Source organism: Microbacterium aureliae (genome assembly GCF_054780155.1).
The window spans coordinates 969,707-987,796 of the sequence record NZ_BAAGWW010000002.1; the positions used below are offsets into that span (position 1 = coordinate 969,707).

At 71.9% G+C, this 18,090-nt stretch carries 14 protein-coding genes; 10 read left to right on the forward strand and 4 right to left on the reverse strand.

The genetic code is table 11. The annotated features are described in order from the left end of the window. The first annotated feature begins 30 nt into the window (after positions 1 to 30). From ACYVF4_RS10605 to ACYVF4_RS10625, 5 genes are all read left to right on the forward strand, one after another. A complete protein-coding gene (locus ACYVF4_RS10605; RefSeq protein ID WP_460722454.1) occupies positions 31 to 1,419 on the forward strand; it encodes an MFS transporter in 1,389 nt (462 codons plus the stop codon). 9 nt (positions 1,420 to 1,428) lie between these two features. Further along, entirely contained in the window at positions 1,429 to 3,339 is a 1,911-nt protein-coding gene (locus ACYVF4_RS10610; RefSeq protein ID WP_460722456.1) for an FAD-dependent monooxygenase, read from the forward strand. Positions 3,340 to 3,469: 130 nt separating this feature from the next. Then, positions 3,470 to 4,957: an NAD-dependent succinate-semialdehyde dehydrogenase gene (locus tag ACYVF4_RS10615; protein ID WP_460722458.1), complete on the forward strand. Its 1,488-nt coding sequence runs from the start codon at positions 3,470 to 3,472 to the stop codon at positions 4,955 to 4,957. Between the two features lie 53 nt (positions 4,958 to 5,010). Beyond that, complete coding sequence (panB, locus tag ACYVF4_RS10620) at positions 5,011 to 5,844, forward strand: 3-methyl-2-oxobutanoate hydroxymethyltransferase (protein ID WP_460722460.1); 834 nt, start codon at positions 5,011 to 5,013, stop codon at positions 5,842 to 5,844. After that, positions 5,841 to 6,605, forward strand: coding sequence for an SDR family NAD(P)-dependent oxidoreductase (locus ACYVF4_RS10625; RefSeq protein ID WP_460722462.1), 765 nt, complete (start codon positions 5,841 to 5,843; stop codon positions 6,603 to 6,605). The genes panB and ACYVF4_RS10625 overlap by 4 nt, the downstream gene beginning before the upstream one ends. Before the next feature lie 48 nt (positions 6,606 to 6,653). Here the strand turns inward: ACYVF4_RS10625 and coaBC are convergent, their stop codons facing one another. Next, positions 6,654 to 7,874, reverse strand: a complete 1,221-nt coding sequence (coaBC, locus tag ACYVF4_RS10630; RefSeq protein ID WP_460722464.1) for a bifunctional phosphopantothenoylcysteine decarboxylase/phosphopantothenate--cysteine ligase CoaBC — start codon at positions 7,872 to 7,874, stop codon at positions 6,654 to 6,656. A gap of 104 nt (positions 7,875 to 7,978) precedes the next feature. Here coaBC and coaA point away from each other — a divergent pair, with 104 nt between their 5' ends. Then, positions 7,979 to 8,929: a type I pantothenate kinase gene (gene coaA, locus ACYVF4_RS10635; RefSeq protein ID WP_460722466.1), complete on the forward strand. Its 951-nt coding sequence runs from the start codon at positions 7,979 to 7,981 to the stop codon at positions 8,927 to 8,929. 16 nt (positions 8,930 to 8,945) lie between these two features. On the opposite strand, the gene panC is transcribed toward coaA, so the two are convergent. Both panC and ACYVF4_RS10645 read right to left on the reverse strand, forming a co-directional pair. Beyond that, positions 8,946 to 9,815: a pantoate--beta-alanine ligase gene (panC, locus tag ACYVF4_RS10640; protein ID WP_460722468.1), complete on the reverse strand. Its 870-nt coding sequence runs from the start codon at positions 9,813 to 9,815 to the stop codon at positions 8,946 to 8,948. Beyond that, positions 9,815 to 11,251 (reverse strand): helix-turn-helix domain-containing protein, encoded by a 1,437-nt coding sequence (locus ACYVF4_RS10645; protein ID WP_460722470.1) that lies wholly within the window; start codon positions 11,249 to 11,251, stop codon positions 9,815 to 9,817. The genes panC and ACYVF4_RS10645 overlap by 1 nt, the downstream gene beginning before the upstream one ends. A 121-nt stretch (positions 11,252 to 11,372) precedes the next feature. On the opposite strand from ACYVF4_RS10645, the gene ACYVF4_RS10650 reads away from it, so the two are divergent. Continuing rightward, positions 11,373 to 13,253 carry a phosphoenolpyruvate carboxykinase (GTP) gene (locus ACYVF4_RS10650; protein ID WP_460722472.1) on the forward strand — a complete coding sequence of 627 codons (1,881 nt, stop codon included), beginning with the start codon at positions 11,373 to 11,375 and terminating at the stop codon, positions 13,251 to 13,253. 14 nt (positions 13,254 to 13,267) lie between these two features. Here the strand turns inward: ACYVF4_RS10650 and ACYVF4_RS10655 are convergent, their stop codons facing one another. Beyond that, a complete protein-coding gene (locus ACYVF4_RS10655; protein WP_460722474.1) occupies positions 13,268 to 15,325 on the reverse strand; it encodes an ABC transporter ATP-binding protein in 2,058 nt (685 codons plus the stop codon). Positions 15,326 to 15,379: 54 nt separating this feature from the next. On the opposite strand from ACYVF4_RS10655, the gene ACYVF4_RS10660 reads away from it, so the two are divergent. Genes ACYVF4_RS10660 through ACYVF4_RS10670 form a run of 3 tightly spaced genes read left to right on the forward strand, consistent with a single transcriptional unit; the run spans position 15,380 to position 18,020 of the window. Beyond that, positions 15,380 to 16,321 carry an ABC transporter ATP-binding protein gene (locus ACYVF4_RS10660; protein ID WP_460722476.1) on the forward strand — a complete coding sequence of 314 codons (942 nt, stop codon included), beginning with the start codon at positions 15,380 to 15,382 and terminating at the stop codon, positions 16,319 to 16,321. 11 nt (positions 16,322 to 16,332) lie between these two features. After that, positions 16,333 to 17,202 (forward strand): ABC transporter permease, encoded by an 870-nt coding sequence (locus ACYVF4_RS10665; protein ID WP_460722478.1) that lies wholly within the window; start codon positions 16,333 to 16,335, stop codon positions 17,200 to 17,202. Beyond that, the gene (locus tag ACYVF4_RS10670; RefSeq protein WP_460722480.1) at positions 17,199 to 18,020 is read left to right on the forward strand and encodes an ABC transporter permease; all 822 of its coding nucleotides are present in this window, start codon (positions 17,199 to 17,201) and stop codon (positions 18,018 to 18,020) included. Before ACYVF4_RS10665 ends, ACYVF4_RS10670 begins: the two co-directional genes overlap by 4 nt. Positions 18,021 to 18,090 lie beyond the last annotated feature (70 nt).

Genomic DNA, 18,090 nt, shown 5'->3' on the forward strand with positions numbered 1-18,090 from the left:
ACACAGACGTCACACAACGGGAGCACGACGATGAGCACATCCCCCTCCGCGAACGCGGGATTCACCCCCACCGGCACGATCGCCGCCAGTACCGATCGCCGCCGCGTGGTCTTCGCCACGGTGGTCGGCACCACGGTGGAGTGGTACGACTTCTTCATCTACGCCGCAGCGGCCGGCCTCGTCTTCGGCCAGCTGTTCTTCGCGCCGGCCGGCGAGGGATTCGCCCAGATCCTCGCCTTCATCACCGTCGGCATCAGCTTCCTGTTCCGGCCCCTCGGCGCCTTCCTCGCCGGGCACTTCGGCGACAAGTACGGCCGCCGCCTCGTCCTGATGCTGACCCTCATCCTCATGGGTGTCGCGACGACCCTCGTGGGCCTGCTGCCCACCTACGCCGCCATCGGCATCGCCGCCCCGACCCTGCTGATCTTCCTGCGCATCCTGCAGGGGATCTCGGCCGGCGGCGAGTGGGGCGGCGCGGTCCTGATGGCCGTCGAGCACGCGCCCAAGGCCAAGCGCGGCCTGTTCGGCGCGTCGCCGCAGATCGGCGTCCCGCTCGGACTGCTGCTCGCCTCGGGCGTCATGGGTCTCATGGCCCTCGTCGCCCCCGGTGAGGCGTTCCTCGAGTGGGGCTGGCGGGTGCCGTTCCTGCTGAGCGTCGTGCTGATCCTCGTCGGCTACTACGTCCGCCGCCGCGTCGAAGAGAGCCCGGTGTTCGCCGAGCTCGCCGAGCGCAAGGAGCAGACCCGGATGCCGATCGTGCAGCTGTTCCGTCACCACGCCCTGCTGGTGCTCATCGCCGCGCTCGTCTTCGCGGGCAACAACGCCGTGGGCTACATGACCACGGGTGGCTACATCCAGCGCTACGCCACCGACCCCGCGGGCCCCCTGGGCTTCGCCACCGCCGACGTCCTGGGCGCGGTCACCGTCTCGGCGGTGTCGTGGCTGGTCTTCACCTGGATCGCCGGCTGGCTCTCGGACCGCATCGGGCGCCGCTCGACCTACCTCATCGGCTGGGTCCTGCAGCTCGTGGGCGTCTTCCTGCTCTTCCCGCTCGTCAACACCGGCAGCCTCGCCCTGCTGACGGTGGGCCTGGTGATCCTCACCGTCGGCCTCGGATTCACCTACGGCCCGCAGGCGGCGCTGTACTCCGAGCTGTTCCCCGCCTCGATCCGCTTCTCAGGCGTGTCCATCTCATACGCCCTCGGCGCGATCCTCGGCGGCGCCTTCGCCCCCACGATCGCCCAGGCGCTCGTCCAGGCCACCGGCTCCACCGTCGCGGTGACCTGGTACTTGGCCGGCATGACGACGCTGGGCCTCATCGCCACCCTCCTGCTGCGCGACCGCAGCGGCATCCCGCTCGGCCCGGACCACGAGGCCGAGCAGTCCGTCAGCCCCGTCCGCGGGCTCGCCAAGGCCTGAGGAGTCCTCATGCAGTTCCACCACCACGGCTACGTCTCGGGCGACCCCACGGTCCTGCCCGCGGCGGGCACCGGGATCGACCGCCCGGCCGACCTGCCCGACACCGTCGATGTGCTCATCGTCGGGTCGGGGCCGGCGGGCATGCTGCTGGCCGCGCAGCTGTCGCAGTTCCCGGCGGTCACCGCCCGGATCATCGAGAAGCGCGACGGCCGGCTCGTGCTCGGCCAGGCCGACGGCATCCAGCCGCGCAGCGTCGAGACCTTCCAGGCCTTCGGGTTCGCCGAGCGCATCATCGCCGAGGCCTACAACATCGCGTACATGAACTTCTGGGGTCCCGATCCTGAGAACCCCGGCAGCATCGTGCGCACCGCCCGCACCGAGGACTACGGCCTGAAGATCAGCGAGTTCCCGCACCTCATCGTCAACCAGGCGAGGGTGCTGGACTACTTCGCCGAGGCCGCCGCCCACGGCCCTGGGCGCATCGTGCCGGACTACGGCGTGGAGTTCACCGGCCTCACCGTCCACGGCGACGGCGACCACCCCGTCGAGGTGCGGGTCCGCCACACGGCGGGCCCCCGCGCGGGCGAGGATCAGGTCGTCCGCGCGCGCTACGTCGTGGGCTGCGACGGCGCCCGCAGCGGCGTCCGCGAGGCGATCGGGCGCAAGCACGTGGGCGCCTTCGCCGCGCACGCGTGGGGCGTCATGGACGTGCTCGTCAACACCGACTTCCCGGACTGGCGCACCAAGTGCGCGATCAACTCCGCCGCCGGCAACATCCTCCACATCCCGCGCGAGGGCGGCTACCTCAGCCGCATGTACATCGACCTGGGCGAGGTGGCCGCCGACGACGACCACCGCGTCCGCCAGACCCCGATCGAGCGGATCATCGAGAAGGCCAACGAGATCCTGCATCCGTACTCGATCGACGTGAAGCAGGTGGCGTGGCACAGCGTCTACGAGGTCGGCCACCGCGTGACCGACAAGTTCGACGACGTCGACGTGGATGCCGACCACGACCCGCACGTGTTCCTGACCGGCGACGCGTGCCACACGCACAGCGCCAAGGCCGGGCAGGGCATGAACGTGTCGATGCAGGATGGCTTCAACCTGGGCTGGAAGCTCGGGCACGTCGTCACCGGCCTCGCACCGGAGTCGCTGCTGCGCACGTACTCGGCCGAGCGGCAGCCCGTCGCCCAGCAGCTGATCGACTTCGACCGCGAGTGGTCGTCGCTCATGGCCCGCAAGCCCGAGGAGATCTCGGACCCCACCGAGCTGGCGAACTACTACCTCGGCACCGCCGAGTTCCCGTCGGGGTTCATGACCCAGTACGGGGCGTCGACGATCATCGGCGGCGACGAGCACCAGCACCTGGCGGCGGGGTTCCCCATCGGCAAGCGCTTGAAGTCCGCGCCGGTGACGCGCGCGTGCGACGGCAACCCCGTGCACCTGGGCCACCACGCCCGGGCCGACGGACGGTGGCGGATCTACGCCTTCGCCGACGCCGCCCGCCCGGGCGAGGCCTCGGCGCTGGCGGAGTGGGCGTCGTTCCTGCAGTCCGCCGACGGGCCGCTGGCCCGCCACACCCCCGAGGGTGCCGACGCCGATGCGGTCTTCGACGTCAAGGTCGTCTACCAGCAGGCGTTCGAGGACGTCGATGTGACGGCCGTCCCCGAGGTCTTCCTGCCGAAGTCGGGACCGCTCGGCCTCACCGACTGGGAGAAGGTCTTCGCCGCCGCGCCGAGCGCGTGGAACGACGTGGACATCTTCGACGAGCGCGAGCTGTCTCGCGACGGCGTCGTGGTCGTGGTGCGCCCCGACCAGTACGTCGCCGCCGTGCTGCCGCTTTCGGCCACCTCGGAGCTGGCGGACTTCTTCGCCGGCGCCCTCCGCCCGCAGCGGGTCGGGGCGCCGGTCGGCTGACCGTCGACCATCCGCCGGGCGGGCGAGCACCGCCCGGCGGATGTACACCGCGTATATCTGCCGCGCGCGCGGCACCGGGGCACAATGGCCCGGATGTGATCGATGGACGGATGCCGCCGGCATCCGTCGGATGAGGAGAATCGGCGTGACCGACAACCGTGAGACCGAGCTGCTGGCACGCGTGCCCGACGGGCTGTTCATCGGCGGCACCTGGCGCAAGGCGGCGGGGGAGCGGACGCTCGACGTCTCGGATCCCGCCACCGGCGGCGTCGTGAAGACCATCGCCGACGCCTCGCCCGAGGACGGCGCGGCCGCCCTCGACGCCGCCTCCGCGGCGTTCCCCGCCTGGGCGGCGACCCCCGCCCGCGAGCGCGCCGAGATCCTGCGCCGCGCCTTCGACCTGCTCCAGGAGCGCAAGGAGGACTTCGCGCTGCTGATGACGATCGAGATGGGCAAGCCGCTCGCCGAGGCGCGCGGCGAGGTGGCCTACGGCGGGGAGTTCCTGCGCTGGTTCAGCGAAGAGGCGGCCCGCATCCAGGGCCGCTACGGCGCGAACCCCGAGGGCACCGGTCGCATGATCGTCTCGCAGCACCCCGTGGGTCCCTGCTTCCTGATCACGCCGTGGAACTTCCCCCTGGCGATGGCCACCCGCAAGGTCGCGCCCGCGCTCGCCGCAGGCTGCACCGTCGTCATCAAGCCCGCCGAGCTCACGCCCTTGACGACGCTCTACTTCGCGAAGCTGCTCGAGGACGCCGGCCTTCCCAAGGGCGTCGTCAACGTCTTCACCACGTCGACGTCGGGCAAGGTCTCCGAGCCGATCATCCGCGACCCGCGGCTGCGGAAGCTGTCGTTCACGGGCTCGACGGGCGTCGGCCAGCGCCTGCTCGAGCAGGCCGCGCAGGGGGTCCTGCGCACCTCGATGGAGCTCGGCGGCAACGCGCCGTTCGTGGTGTTCGAGGACGCGGATCTCGACAAGGCGGTCGAGGGGGCCCTGCTCGCGAAGTTCCGCAACATCGGCCAGGCCTGCACCGCCGCCAACCGCTTCATCGTCCAGCGGTCCGTGGCCGACGAGTTCGCCCGCCGGGTCACCGAGCGCGTGCAGGCGATGCGCATTGGCCGCGGCACCGAGGAGGGCGTCACGATCGGACCGCTCATCAACTCCGACGCCGTCGACAAGGCGGCATCCCTCGTCGACGACGCCGTCTCGCGCGGCGCCCAGGTCCGCACCGGCGGCAGCGCCGTCGACGGCCCCGGGACGTTCTACGAGCCCACCGTCGTCACCGACGTCCAGCCCGGCTCCGACATCCTGCGCGAAGAGATCTTCGGCCCCGTGCTGGCGATCATCCCCTTCGACGACGAGGACGATGCGGTCCGCATCGCCAACGACACCGAGTACGGGCTCGTCTCGTACGTCTTCACCGAGAACCTCGCCCGCGGGCAGCGCATGATCGAGCGCCTCGAGACCGGGATGATGGGCCTCAACGTCGGCGTGGTCTCCAACGCCGCGGCGCCCTTCGGTGGCTGGAAGATGTCGGGCCTCGGCCGCGAGGGCGGCGCCGAGGGCATCCACGAGTACCTGCAGACGAAGTACACGCTCACGCCGAACCCGTTCGCGTGACGCCGGATGCCCGGCCCCGCGCACGCGGGCCGGGCATCTGTCAGGCTAGAGCCGTGCGCATCTCGATCGACACCGTCGCGGCGTGGCGCGCGTCCGGCGAGCGGTTCACCATGGTGACCGCCTATGACTACACCAGCGCCCGGCTGATCGAACGCACCGAGGTGCCGCTCATCCTCGTCGGCGACTCGCTGGGGATGGTCATGCAGGGCCACGACACGACGCTGCCGGTCACCGTCGACGACGTCATCGGGCACACCCGCAGCGTCGTGCGCGGAGCCTCGCGTCCCCTCGTCATCGCCGACGTGCCGTTCACCGCGACCGCCACCGCCGACGACACCGTCCGGGCCGCCGTGCGGATCATGGCCGAAGGCGGCTGCCAGTCGGTCAAGATCGAGGGCGGAGTCGGGGCCGCGCCGACCATCCGCCGGCTCGTCGCCGCCGGCATCCCGGTCATGGGTCATGTCGGCTTCACCCCGCAGTCGGTCAACGTCACCGGCACCCGCGTGCAGGGCCGCAGCGTCGAGGACGCCCGGCGCGTCCTCGATGACGCGAGAGCGGTTCAGGATGCCGGTGCCTGGGCGGTCGTGCTCGAACTCGTCCCCGCAGAACTGGCGGCGGCGGTCACCGAACGGCTCCGCATCCCCACGATCGGGATCGGCGCCGGCTCCGGCTGCAGCGGCCAGGTGCAGGTGTGGCACGACCTGCTCGGACTCTACGAGGACTTCCGTCCCCGCCACGCCCGCCGGTTCCGCGACCTCGGCGCCGAGGTGCGCGCCGCGCTCGACGAGTACGCCGCCGCGGTGCGGGAGGGCTCGTTCCCAGGCGCCGAGAACTCCTCGTCGATGTCCGCCGACGACCTCGCGCGGGCCCTCGAGGACCCTCGGTGACACCGCGCGCCGGACGCTTCGACGGACGCACGGCCCTCGTCACCGGAGCCCGCACGGGCATCGGCGTGGCGGTCGCGCGCCGCCTGGCCGCCGAGGGCGCCCACGTGCTGCTGGGCGGACGCGAAGCGGCGACGCTGGCGCCCGTCGTCGAGGAGTTCGCGGGTCGCGGCCAGTCGGCCGAGGCGTTCGTCGCCGATGTGACCGACCCGGACGCCGTGCGCGCGGCCCTCGGTCGCGCCGCCGCGGCCGGGCACGTGCCCCGGATCCTGGTCAACAACGTCGGCGCGCGTGACCGCCGCGGTGTGCGGGACATGGACACCGCCGCCTTCGACGCCCTCGTCCGAGCGGACCTCGTGGCGGTGTACGACGTGATCCGCGCGTTCCTCGCCGCGCACTCCGAACCCGGCGGCGCGATCGTCAACGTCTCGTCGCTCGCCTCGCTGCGGGGACGGGCCGGGGACGTCGCCTACCCGGCGGCCAAGGCCGGCGTCGACGGCATGACCCGCTCGCTCGCCGCCGAGCTCGGCCCGGCGGGCTACCGGGTCAACTCGGTCGCCCCGGGCACGATCGACACCGAGTCCAACGCCGATCTCAAGGTCGATGCGCGCATGAGCGAGGTGGTCCGCACGCGGACGGCGCTCGGCCGGTGGGGGACGACCGCGGAGGTCGCCGCGCTCGTCGCCTTCCTGTGCGCGGACGAGTCCTCGTACATCACGGGCCAGACGATCGCCGTGGACGGCGGGCTGTCGACGCTGTTCTGACCGGGTGCGGAGGCCGGCCGCGCTGACCGCCGCAGTCTGGCGCCGCGGTCACTCGCCGCGGGCGGCGATCACCGCGTCGAGGATCGCGTCGGCGACCTCGCGCTTGGTGCCCGACGCCTCGGCGCGCACCTCGCCGTCCGTCCCCAGCACCACCACGGTGTTGGCCTCGGCGCCGAACGTCTCGTTCCAGCCGACGCGGTTGACCGCCAGCAGGTCGGCGGGCTTGCGCGCGAGCTTGGCGCGCCCCGCGGCGAGCAGGCCGTCACGGTCCTCGGCGGTCTCGGCGGCGAACCCGACGACGACCCGGCCCGGGCGCGGGGCGGCGAGTACCTCGGCGAGGGCGTCCCGCGCGGGGACGAGGTCCAGCCGCAGGCCGTGGCCGACGGCATCCTTCTTGATCTTCTGGTCCGCCGGGCGCTCGGCGCGGAAGTCGGCGACCGCGGCGGCCATCACCACCACATCGGCGCCGGATGCCGCGGCCACCGCGGCCGTGGCCAGCTCGTCCGCGGTTCCGACCCGGACGAGCTCGAGGCCGTCGGTGGCCGCCGGCGGCTCGGTCTCGAGGTGGGCGGCGATGAGGGTCACCCGCGCGCCCCGGGCGAGGGCCGCCCGCGCGAGCGCGACGCCCTGCTTGCCGCTGGAGCGATTGCCGAGGTAGCGGACGGGATCCAGGGGCTCGCGGGTGCCGCCCGCGGTGACGACGACGCGCAGGCCCTCGAGGTCGCGGGGGCGGGAGCCGGCTGCGGCGAGCACCGCGGCGACGATCGCGTCGGGTTCGCTCATCCGCCCGGGGCCGCTGTCGTCGCCGGTGAGGGGACCGTCGTCGGGCCCGACGACCGTCGCCCCGCGCTCTCGCAGCAGAGCGATGCCGGCCCGGGTGGCGGGGTGCGTCCACATCGCCGGGTGCATGGCCGGGGCCACCACCAGCGGCGCGGTCGAGGCGAGGGCGGTGACCGTCAGCGGGTCGTCGGCGGCGCCGGCGGCCAGCCGCGAGAGGGTGTTCGCCGTCGCCGGCGCCACCACGATGACGTCGGCGCGCCGCCCGAGGTCGACGTGGGCGACCGTCGAGACGTCCTCCCACACGTCGGTGCGGACGGGGTTGCGGCTGATCGCCTCCCACGTGGGCAGGCCGACGAAGCGCAGCGCCGCCTGGGTGGGCAGCACGTGGACGTCGTGCCCGGCGAGGACGAGGGAGCGCACGACCTGCACGGCCTTGTACGCGGCGATCCCGCCGCTGACACCGACGACGATGGTGAGTCCCGGAGCCATCAGCACCTCCACGTCACGCCGGCGGACCCCGCCAGCCTACTGCCGCCCACGCGCGCAGCGTGCGCGCGCGGGTCCGCCGCCCGGCGGAGGGTACGCTCTCGCGAGTGGACACCGACACCGCAGCGCTCCGGCTCGCGCCGTCGCTGTACCGGCGGTTCGGCCGTGCGGACTGGGCGGCACGTGCACCGCGGATGCCGTCGCCGCTGACCCCGGCCGAGATCGCGCGCGTGCGGGGCCTGGGCGACCGCCTGGACCTCGCGGAGGTCGCCGAGGTGTATCTGCCGATCAGCCGGCTGCTCAGCGTCAACGCCGGCGCGGTGCGGGAGCTTGACGCGGCCAGCGCCGGCTTCCTCGGCCGGGAGCGCAGCGCCACGCCGTACCTGGTCGGGATCGCCGGATCGGTGGCGGCGGGCAAGTCGACGGTCGCGCGCGTCCTCACCGAGCTCGCCCGCCGCTGGCCCGGATCCCCGCGCGTCGAGCTCGTCTCGACCGACGGGTTCCTGCATCCGAACGCCGAACTCGAACGCCGCGGCATCATGCACCGCAAGGGCTTCCCCGAGTCCTACGACCGGCGGGCGCTGCTGGCGTTCGCGACCGCGATCAAGGCCGGTGCGTCCGAGGTGCGCGCGCCGGTGTACTCCCACCTCGTCTACGACCGGGTGCCGGGCCAGGAGCGGGTGATCCGGCATCCCGACATCGTCATCCTCGAGGGGCTGAACGTGCTGCAGCCGTCGCCCCGGGTCGACGAGCGCGCCATCAGCGACCTGTTCGACTTCTCGGTGTACGTCCACGCCGAACCGCACGATCTCGAACGCTGGTACGTCGAGCGGTGGCTGGCGCTCCGCGACACCGCGTTCGCGGATCCGACGTCGTACTTCCACCGTTATGCGACGCTGAGCGACGAGGCCGCGGTCGAGCGCGCGCGGGACCTGTGGCGCACGATAAATCTGCCGAACCTGCGCGAGAACATCCTCCCCACCCAGCACCGCGCGCGGCTCATCATCGACAAGCGCGCCGATCACACCGCGGGCGAGGTGCTGCTGCGCAAGCTGTGAGCGCGCCGGCGCCCGGTCAGTCCGCGCCGAGCGGCAGGTTGTCGATGAGTCGCACCGCGCCCACGCGCGCCGCGACGATGGCCAGCGACGAGGGGGTCGCGACGTCCCGGGACTCGAAGGTCGCGGGGTCGACGACCGCCCAGTACTCCACGGTCGCCCCCGCCGACGCCAACGTCTGCCGTGCCCGGCCGGCGAGCACAGCGGCATCCGTCTCGCCCCTTCGCACGGCGTCGCGCGCGTCGAACAGGCTGCGCGACAGCGCGAGCGCCCGCACACGCTCGTCGGCGGACAGCCGCGTGTTGCGGCTGGACAGCGCCAGCCCGTCGGCGTCGCGCACCGTGTCCACCGACCGCACCTCGGTGACGAGGTCGAGGTCGGCGGCCAGCCGGCGGACGACCGCCAGCTGCTGCGCGTCCTTGCGGCCGAACCAGGCGGCGTCGGCGCCGACCATGCCGAAGAGCTTCGTGACGACCAGGGCCACGCCGTCGAAGTGCGAGGCGCCGCGCGAGGTGCCCTCCCACCGCTCGGTGAGACCGCCGATGTGGACCGAGGTGGCGAAGCCGGCCGGGTACACCTCGGCGGGCGGCGGCGCGAACACCACGGCGGCGCCCGCCGCGGCGGCGGTCGCGACGTCGGCGTCGAGGGTGCGCGGGTACGCCGCGAGATCGGCGGCCTCGTCGAACTGCGCGGGGTTGACGAACACCGACACCACCACGACGTCGCTCTCGGCGGCTGCCGCCCGGATGAGCGTGGCGTGCCCGGCGTGCAGGGCGCCCATCGTGGGGACGAGGCCGATGCGGCGCCCGTCCCGCCGGACGGGGGCCAGCAGCTCCCGCAGCGCGGCGACGGTGTCGACGACCCGCGGCGTCGCGATCCCGGCCGCCATCAGACGTGCCGATCCAGGAAGGCGTAGACCTCGCTGTCGTCGACGCCGGGGAACGCTCCGCGGGGGAGCGGCGAGAACATCTGCATGTGCACGCGCGCGCTCGGCCACGCCTTGCCCTGCCAGCGGGCGGTGGCCTCGGCGGGCGCCCGCCGGCAGCAGGCCTCGTCGGGGCACGTCGACACCGCGCGCTTCTGCGTCTCGCGGCCGCGGAACCACCGTGCGTCGTCGAAGGGCACGCCGATCGTGATCGAGAACTCGCCCGCCGACGTCGTGCCGGTCTGCGTCGAGCACCAGTAGGTGCCCGCCGGCGTGTCGGTGTACTGGTAGTGCTCGGTCGTGCGGTTCTGCTCCGAGAAGGCCGCCCGGGCCGAGAACTTGCGGCACGCGATCTGGCCGTCGACGGCGCCGGTGACGTCCATGGGCAGCGGCAGGTCGTCGTTCTCGTAGACGCGGTTGATCGCGCCCGAGCCGTCGACCCGCAGGAAGTGCAGACGGATGCCGAGGTGCGTGGTGGCGAGATTGGTGAGGCGCATCGCGGCGGCCTCGTGCGTGACGCCGAACGCGTCCCGGAAGTCCTCGACGGCGAGGTTGCGGTCCTTCTTCGCCTGCTGCAGGAACGCCACGGACGCCGTCTCGGGCATCAGGCAGCACGCGGCGTAGTAGTTGATCTCGAGCCGCTGCTGCAGGAAGTCGGCGTAGTCGGTGGGGCGCTCGTGGCCGAGCAGCCGGTGGGCCATCGCCTGCAGGGCCATCGAGCGCAGGCCGTGACCGCCCGGGATGGATGCCGGGGGCAGGTAGATCCGGCCGTGCTCGAGGTCGGTGATCGAGCGCGTCGACGGCGGCAGGTCGTTGACGTAGAGCAGCTCGAAGCCCAGCTGCTCGGCCATGATGCTGACGGTGCGGTGCGTCAGCGCGCCCGAGACGTGGCCGGCGGCCTTGAGCTGCTTCTCGGCGAGCTTCTCGATCTCGGGCAGGTGGTTGTCGTTCTCGCGCATCCGCAGCCGGAGCTCGGTGTTCGCGCGCCGGGCCTCTTCGGGGGTCGCGATCGCCTCTCGCTCGCGGCGCTGCAGCTCGCGATGAAGGCCCAGGATCGACTCGATCGTCTCGTCCGGCATCCCCTTGGTGACTTTCACCGGCGCGATGCCGAGCTGGCGGAACACGGAGCTCGACTGCGCCCTGGCCAGTTCGATCTCGAGGGCGGCGCGACGGTTGGGGGGCTCGTTCGAGAGCAGGTCGGTGACCTCGACCCCGGTGGCCGCCGCGATCGCCTGCAGCAGGGACAGCTTCGGCTCGCGCTTGCCGTTCTCGATCAGGCTCAGCTGACTGCCCGCGACGCCGACGCGCTCGCCGAGCTCATCCAGCGTGAACCCGTGGGCGAGGCGCTGATGTCGGATGCGGTGCCCGAGGGTGGACAGCTGCAGCGGAGTGGAGGACATTGTTTGAGCATAGCGAAAGAATTCGACTTCTTGACGCTCGTTGCGGTCACAAGAGCGGGGTGACACGGGGAAAGTGGAAACAGACCTCAGAACTGCACGTAGCTTGCGAAGGAGCACCGACATGGCTCTGGCCGATATCTTCACCCGTCCCGCCGACGCGACCGGCGGTGCCGCCAAGAGCATGCGCACGTACGGCGCGATGCCCGCCGTGCAGGGCGAGGGTATGGCGGCCCTCGTGGCGTGGGTCGACCAGGTCGCCGCGCTCACCCAGCCCGACCGCATCCACTGGGTCGACGGCTCGCGCGCCGAGAACGACGCGCTGCTGCGCGAGCTCGTCGACGAGGGCAAGCTCATCAAGCTCAACCCCGAGTGGCGGCCGGGTTCGTACCTCGCCCGCTCGCACCCGAGCGACGTCGCCCGCACCGAGGCGCGCACCTTCATCGCCTCGGAGCGTGAAGAGGATGCCGGTCCCACGAACAACTGGATCGCGCCCGCCGAGATCCGCTCGACGATCCAGCCGCTGTTCGAGGGGTCGATGCGCGGCCGCACGATGTACGTCGTCCCCTTCTCGATGGGAGCCGTGGGCGGGCCCCTGTCGCACATCGGCGTGCAGCTCACCGACAGCGCCTACGCGGTGACCTCCATCGGCATCATGACCCGCGTCGGCGCCGACGTGCTGCGCGAGATCGCCGGCGGCGCGCCCTGGGTCAAGGCCGTCCACTCCGTCGGCGCTCCGCTCGAGCCCGGCCAGCAGGACGACGCGTGGCCCTGCAACGACGAGAAGTACATCGTCCACTTCCCCGACACCCTCGAGGTGTGGTCGTTCGGATCGGGCTACGGCGGCAACGCGATCCTGGCCAAGAAGTGCTTCGCGCTGCGGATCGCCTCGGTCATCGGCCGCGACGAGGGATGGCTGGCCGAGCACATGCTGCTCATCCGCGTCATCTCGCCCGAAGGCCGCGCCTACCACGTGGCCGCGGCGTTCCCGTCGGCGTGCGGCAAGACCAACCTGGCGATGCTGCGGCCCACCATCCCCGGGTGGCGGGTCGAGACCCTCGGCGACGACATCGCGTGGCTGCGACCCGGGCAGGACGGCCGGCTGTGGGCGATCAATCCCGAGGCCGGGTTCTTCGGCGTCGCGCCCGGCACCGGCGAGTCGACCAACGTCACCGCGGTCGAGACGCTGTGGGGCAACACGATCTTCACCAACGTCGCGCTGCGCCCCGACGGCGACGTGTGGTGGGAGGGTCTCACCGACACCCCGCCCGCCGAGCTGACCGACTGGGAGGGCAAGCCCTGGACCCCGGCATCCGGCCGCCCCGCCGCCCACCCGAACTCGCGCTTCACCGTCGCCGCCGCGCAGTGCCCCCAGATCGCCGAGGACTGGGACGCCCCCGAGGGCGTGCCGCTGGACGCGATCCTCTTCGGCGGCCGGCGCGCGACGAACGTGCCGCTGGTGGTCGAGGCGACCGACTGGGCGCACGGGGTGTTCATGGGCTCGAACATCTCGTCCGAGCGCACCGCCGCCGCCGAGGGCACCGTCGGGGAGCTCCGCCGCGACCCCTTCGCGATGCTGCCCTTCTGCGGCTACAACATGGCCGACTACTTCGCCCACTGGCTGAAGGTCGGGCAGAAGCTGCGCTTCGATCGCGCTCCGCGGGTGTTCCAGGTCAACTGGTTCCGCAAGAGCGCCGACGGCCGCTTCCTGTGGCCGGGCTTCGGCGACAACGCCCGGGTCATCGACTGGATCATCCGCCGCGTGGACGGCTCGGTGCCCGCCGTGGACAGCCCCATCGGCCGCCTGCCGCGCACCGAGGACCTGAACCTCGACGGCATCGAGGTGCCCGAGGCGGACCTCGCGGAGCTGTTCGCGGTCGACCCGCAGTCCTGGATGCAGGAGGCCGACCTCACCGAGGAGTTCTACCGGACCTTCGACGGCCGCGTGCCCGCAGCGCTGTGGGCGGAGCTCGCCGCGCTGCGCTACCGCCTGCAGCGCGCCTGATCGGGTCCGGTCGGTCAGACGAGGAGCTGGTGCTTCGCCAGGTCCCGGTACAGCGGGGTGGACGCCACGAGTTCGGAGTGCGTCCCCTGCCCGACGACCTCGCCGCGGTCGAGCACCACGATGTGGTCGCTGTCGACCACGGTCGACAGCCGGTGCGCGATGACGATGAGCGTGCGCCCGGCGGCGACGGCGTCGATCGCCTCGCGCATGCGCTGCTCGTTGAGGCCGTCCAGCGACGACGTCGACTCGTCCAGGAGCAGGATCGGCGGCGCCGCCAGCAGCGCCCGCGCGATCGCGAGCCGCTGACGCTCGCCGCCCGAGAGCATGACGCCGGCCTCGCCGACCGGCGCGTCCAGCCCGAGAGGACTCCGATCGAGCACGTCTCCGAGATTCACCGCGCGCAGGACCTCTTCGCACTCCGCCTCGGTGGCGTCGGGCGAGGCCAGCCGCAGATTCTCGCCCAGGGTGCCGGCGAGCGTCGGAGCGTCCTGCTCGACGTAGCCGAGTCGGGCGCGCAGCGCCGTCCGCTCCAGCTCCCGGATGTCCGTCCCGTCCACGAGCACGGCCCCGCCGGTGGGGTCGTAGAACCGCTCGATGAGGGCGAGCATCGTGCTCTTGCCCGCACCCGACGGCCCCACGAGCGCGACGCGCGCGCCCCGCGGGACGGTGAACGACACCCCTCGCAGCACGTCGCCGTCTCGAGCGGACGCCGCGTCACCGGCATCCCGCACCGGCTCGACGTGCGCGCTCTCGAGCAGGGCGCGTGCTTCGGTCGTGGCGCGCCGGCGGGCCTCGACGACGTTCTCGGGATAGGCGAACCGCACGTCGCGGAACTCGACGGCGGGGTGCGAGGGACCGGACGTTGAGCGAGGGAGCGCAGCGACCGAGACGAAACGTTCCCCGGCTTCGGGCGCTTCGTCTCGCTGCGCTCGCTCAGCGTCCGGGGCAGGGTATCCCGCTCGCTCAGCGACCGGGGCTGTAGGGAGCGAGGTATCGGACGTTGAGCGAGGGAGCGCAGCGACCGAGACGAAACGCCCCTCGGCCTCCGGCGAGACCCGGTCCGCGGCGGTCTCGGTGGGCAGGTCGAGGATCTCCTGAATCCGCCCGAGCGCGCCGAGGGCCTGGTTGACCGAGGTGATCGCGCCGAAGAAGGTCGTCAGCGGCCCGATCAGCAGGAACAGGAACATCACGAACGTCACCAGCGCCGCGATCTCGATCGCGCCCGACGCGACGCGGTAGCCGCCGAACCCGAGCACGACCAGCAGCGACACCTGCAGGGCGATCCCGGCCACGGGGACCACGAGCGCCGACACCTTGGCGATGCGGACGCCGATGCCGTAGGCCTCGCGTGCGACGTCGGTGACCGCCTGCTCCTCGCGATCGCTCGCTCCGGCGGCGCGGATCGTGCGGATCGAGCCGATCGCGCGCTCGACGCCCGACGCCAGCTCGCCGACCTTCTGCTGCTGGGCAGTGGTGGCCTTGCGGATGCGTCCGCTCAGGACGGCGACGACGGTGATCGAAGCGCCGAGCACCGCCACGATCGACACCAGCAGCAGCGGGTCGATGACGGCCATCGCGACGATGGCGCCGAGGAAGATGAGACTGTTGCCGACGGCGTCCGCCAGCCCCTGCGTGAGCACCGCGTACAGCAGGGTCGTGTCCGTGCCCACGCGTGAGACCAGGTCGCCGGTGCGGCGCGCGTCGAACTCGCTGATCGGCAGGTGCAGGATGCGGCGGATCAGCTGCCGGCGGCTCGAGAACACCACCGCGGTGCCCGTCCGCTGCAGCAGGTAGTGCTGATAGCCCGAGATGACGGATGCCGCGATCACGAGGCCCACGATCGCCCACACCAGCATCCCCAGCGGGTCGCCGGCCTGCACCCGCGCGATGACCTCGCCGACGACGACGGGCTGGGCGAGGGTGGCGACGGCGCCGATGATGCTCAGGATCGCGACGACCACGAGCACTCCGCGGTGCTCGAGCAGGAACGGGATGAGCTGGCGGAAGGTCGCTCGGGGCCCCTCCTGCGCGCGGCGGCCCCGGGTGCGCCGGGGCGAGGCGGGATCGGTCACAATCGACCCTAACCCGCCCGCCCCGGTGTCGTCGGCGGCAAGTAGGGTTGTCCGGTGCCTGAACCCGTGATCGCCGCTGACAACCTCGTGAAGGCCTACAAGGTCAAAGGCAAGCCCGACTTCGTCGCCGTCGACGGGCTGTCGTTCGAGGTGGCCCCCGGCGAGAGCTTCGGCCTGCTGGGACCGAACGGCGCCGGCAAGTCCACCACGATGAAGATGATCGGGGCGGTGTCCTCGCGCACCGGCGGGACCCTGTCGATCCTGGGGCTCGATCCCGACCGGCACGGGCCCGAGATCCGTTCGCGCCTGGGCGTCGTGCCGCAGCAGGACAACCTCGACGGCGAGCTCAACGCCCGCGAGAACCTCTTCATCTACGGCCGCTACTTCGGCCTGCCGGCGAAGGTCTGCCACCAGAAGGCCGACGAGCTGCTCGCGTTCGCCCAGCTCGAAGAGAAGTCCAAGAGCAGGGTCGACGCCCTGTCGGGCGGCATGAAGCGGCGCCTCACGATCGCGCGCGGCCTCATCAACGACCCCCGCATCCTGCTGCTGGACGAGCCGACGACGGGCCTGGACCCGCAGGCGCGGCACGTGCTGTGGGACCGCCTGTTCCGCCTCAAGGAGCGCGGCACGACCCTCGTCCTCACGACCCACTACATGGACGAGGCCGAGCAGCTGTGCGACCGGCTGATCGTCGTCGACAAGGGGCGGATCATGGCAGAGGGGACCCCCGCCTCGCTCATCCGCGAGCACTCCAGCCGCGAGGTGCTCGAGGTGCGCTTCGGGTCCGACCGCAACGAGCAGACCGCCCCGCAGCTGCAGGGCATCGGCGACCGCGTCGAGGTGCTGCCCGACCGCGTCCTGGTGTACGCCGACAACGGCGAGCACGCCCTCGAACAGGTCACCGAGCGCGGCCTGCACCCGGTGACGAGTCTCGTCCGCCGCTCCAGCCTCGAGGACGTCTTCCTGCGCCTGACCGGAAGGTCGCTGATCGAATGAACGACGAACGGATGCCGCAGCCCGCGCCGGTCGCGACGATCGAGCAGCCGGGGCTCGACGAACTGCGCGCCGAGGCCCTCGCCTGGGGGCGCAAGCCGCGCGCGCGGGGCACGTGGTACGTGACCGAGCACATGGTGCGCGCGATGCGCGCCTACGGCTGGACGATCATCGTCGGGGCGTTCGGGCAGCCGGTGCTGTACCTGCTCGGGCTCGCCGTGGGACTCGCCGCCCTCATCGACCAGGACATCGTCGACGGCGGGGTCACCGTGTCGTACCTGGTGTTCGTCGCGCCGGCGCTGCTGATGACCTCGGCGATCTCGGTCGCCAGCGAGGAGTTCACCTACCCGGTCATGGCGGGGTTCAAGTGGCGCCGCTACTTCTTCGGCTTCAGCGCGTCGCCGCTGTCGGCAGGGCAGATCGCCAACGGCGTCGTCGCCGGCGCGACCGCGCGCATGCTCGTGACCGTCGTGCTGTACTACGTCTTCATCTGGCTCTTCGGCGCGGTGCCGAATCCCGAGACCGGCTGGATCTCGATCCTGGTCGGCATCGCCGGCGGCTGCGCCTTCGGCATCCCGCTGATGGCGTACGCCGCCAGCATCGAGGACGACAAGGGCCAGTTCGCCCTCGTCCAGCGGTTCCTCTTCATGCCGATGTTCCTGTTCTCGGGCACCTTCTACCCGCTCATGAACCTGCCGCTGTGGCTGCAGTGGATCGGCTGGGTCTCGCCGCTGTGGCACGCGTCCGAGCTCGGCAGGTGGGCGACATACGGCAAGCCGATCGAGCCGGCGATGCTCGTCGTCCACATCGCCTACCTGCTGATCCTGTCCGCCGTCGGTCTCGTGATCGGCCGCCGCCTCTTCACGAAACGGCTCGCGAAATGACCGCCACCGCCACGCCCGCCCCCGTCCGCTCCGGCGGCGTCCGCGCGCTGTGGGCCGGCAACCCGCAGGCCGTCGTGCAGCGCGGGCTCGTCGCCGCGCGCTCGTCCAGCTGGATCGTCGTGCTGTCGGGCTTCTTCGAGCCGGTGTTCTACCTCGCCTCGATGGGCATCGGCCTGGGCTCGCTCATCGGCACGGTGCAGACCTCGCAGGGCGTCGAGGTGGAGTACGCCGCCTTCATCGCCCCGGCCCTGCTGGCCGTGTCGGCGATGAACGGCGCCATCTACGACTCCACCTGGAACGTCTTCTTCAAGCTGAACTACGGCAAGCTCTACGAGGGCATGCTCGCCACCTCGCTCGGCCCGCTGGACGTCGCCCTCGGCGAGATCATGTACGCCCTGCTGCGCGGCCTGCTGTACGCCACCGGGTTCATGCTCATCATGCAGATCCTGGGCCTGAATCTCGCCTGGACGGCGATCCTCGCCCTCCCCGCCGTGCTGCTCATCGCCTTCGGGTTCGCCAGCGTCGGCATGGCCGTCACCAGCTACATGAAGACGTTCCAGCACATGGACTGGATCAACTTCGTGCTGCTGCCGATGTTCCTGTTCTCGGCGACGCTGTACCCCATCACGGTCTACCCGGACTGGGTGCAGTCGATCGTCATGGCCTTCCCGCTGTGGCACGGCGTCGAGCTGGTGCGGGGCCTGACCACCGGCGTCCTCAGCGCCGACATGCTGTGGCACGTGCTCTACTACGTCGTCATGATCGCCGTCGGGCTCGTCTTCACCACGAAGCGGCTGCGCGCGCTCTTCCTGGACTGACGCGTCCCCGGCCGCCGGTGCCCGAAACGACGAACGGATGCCGGCGGCCGGGGCCGCGGCATCCGTTCGT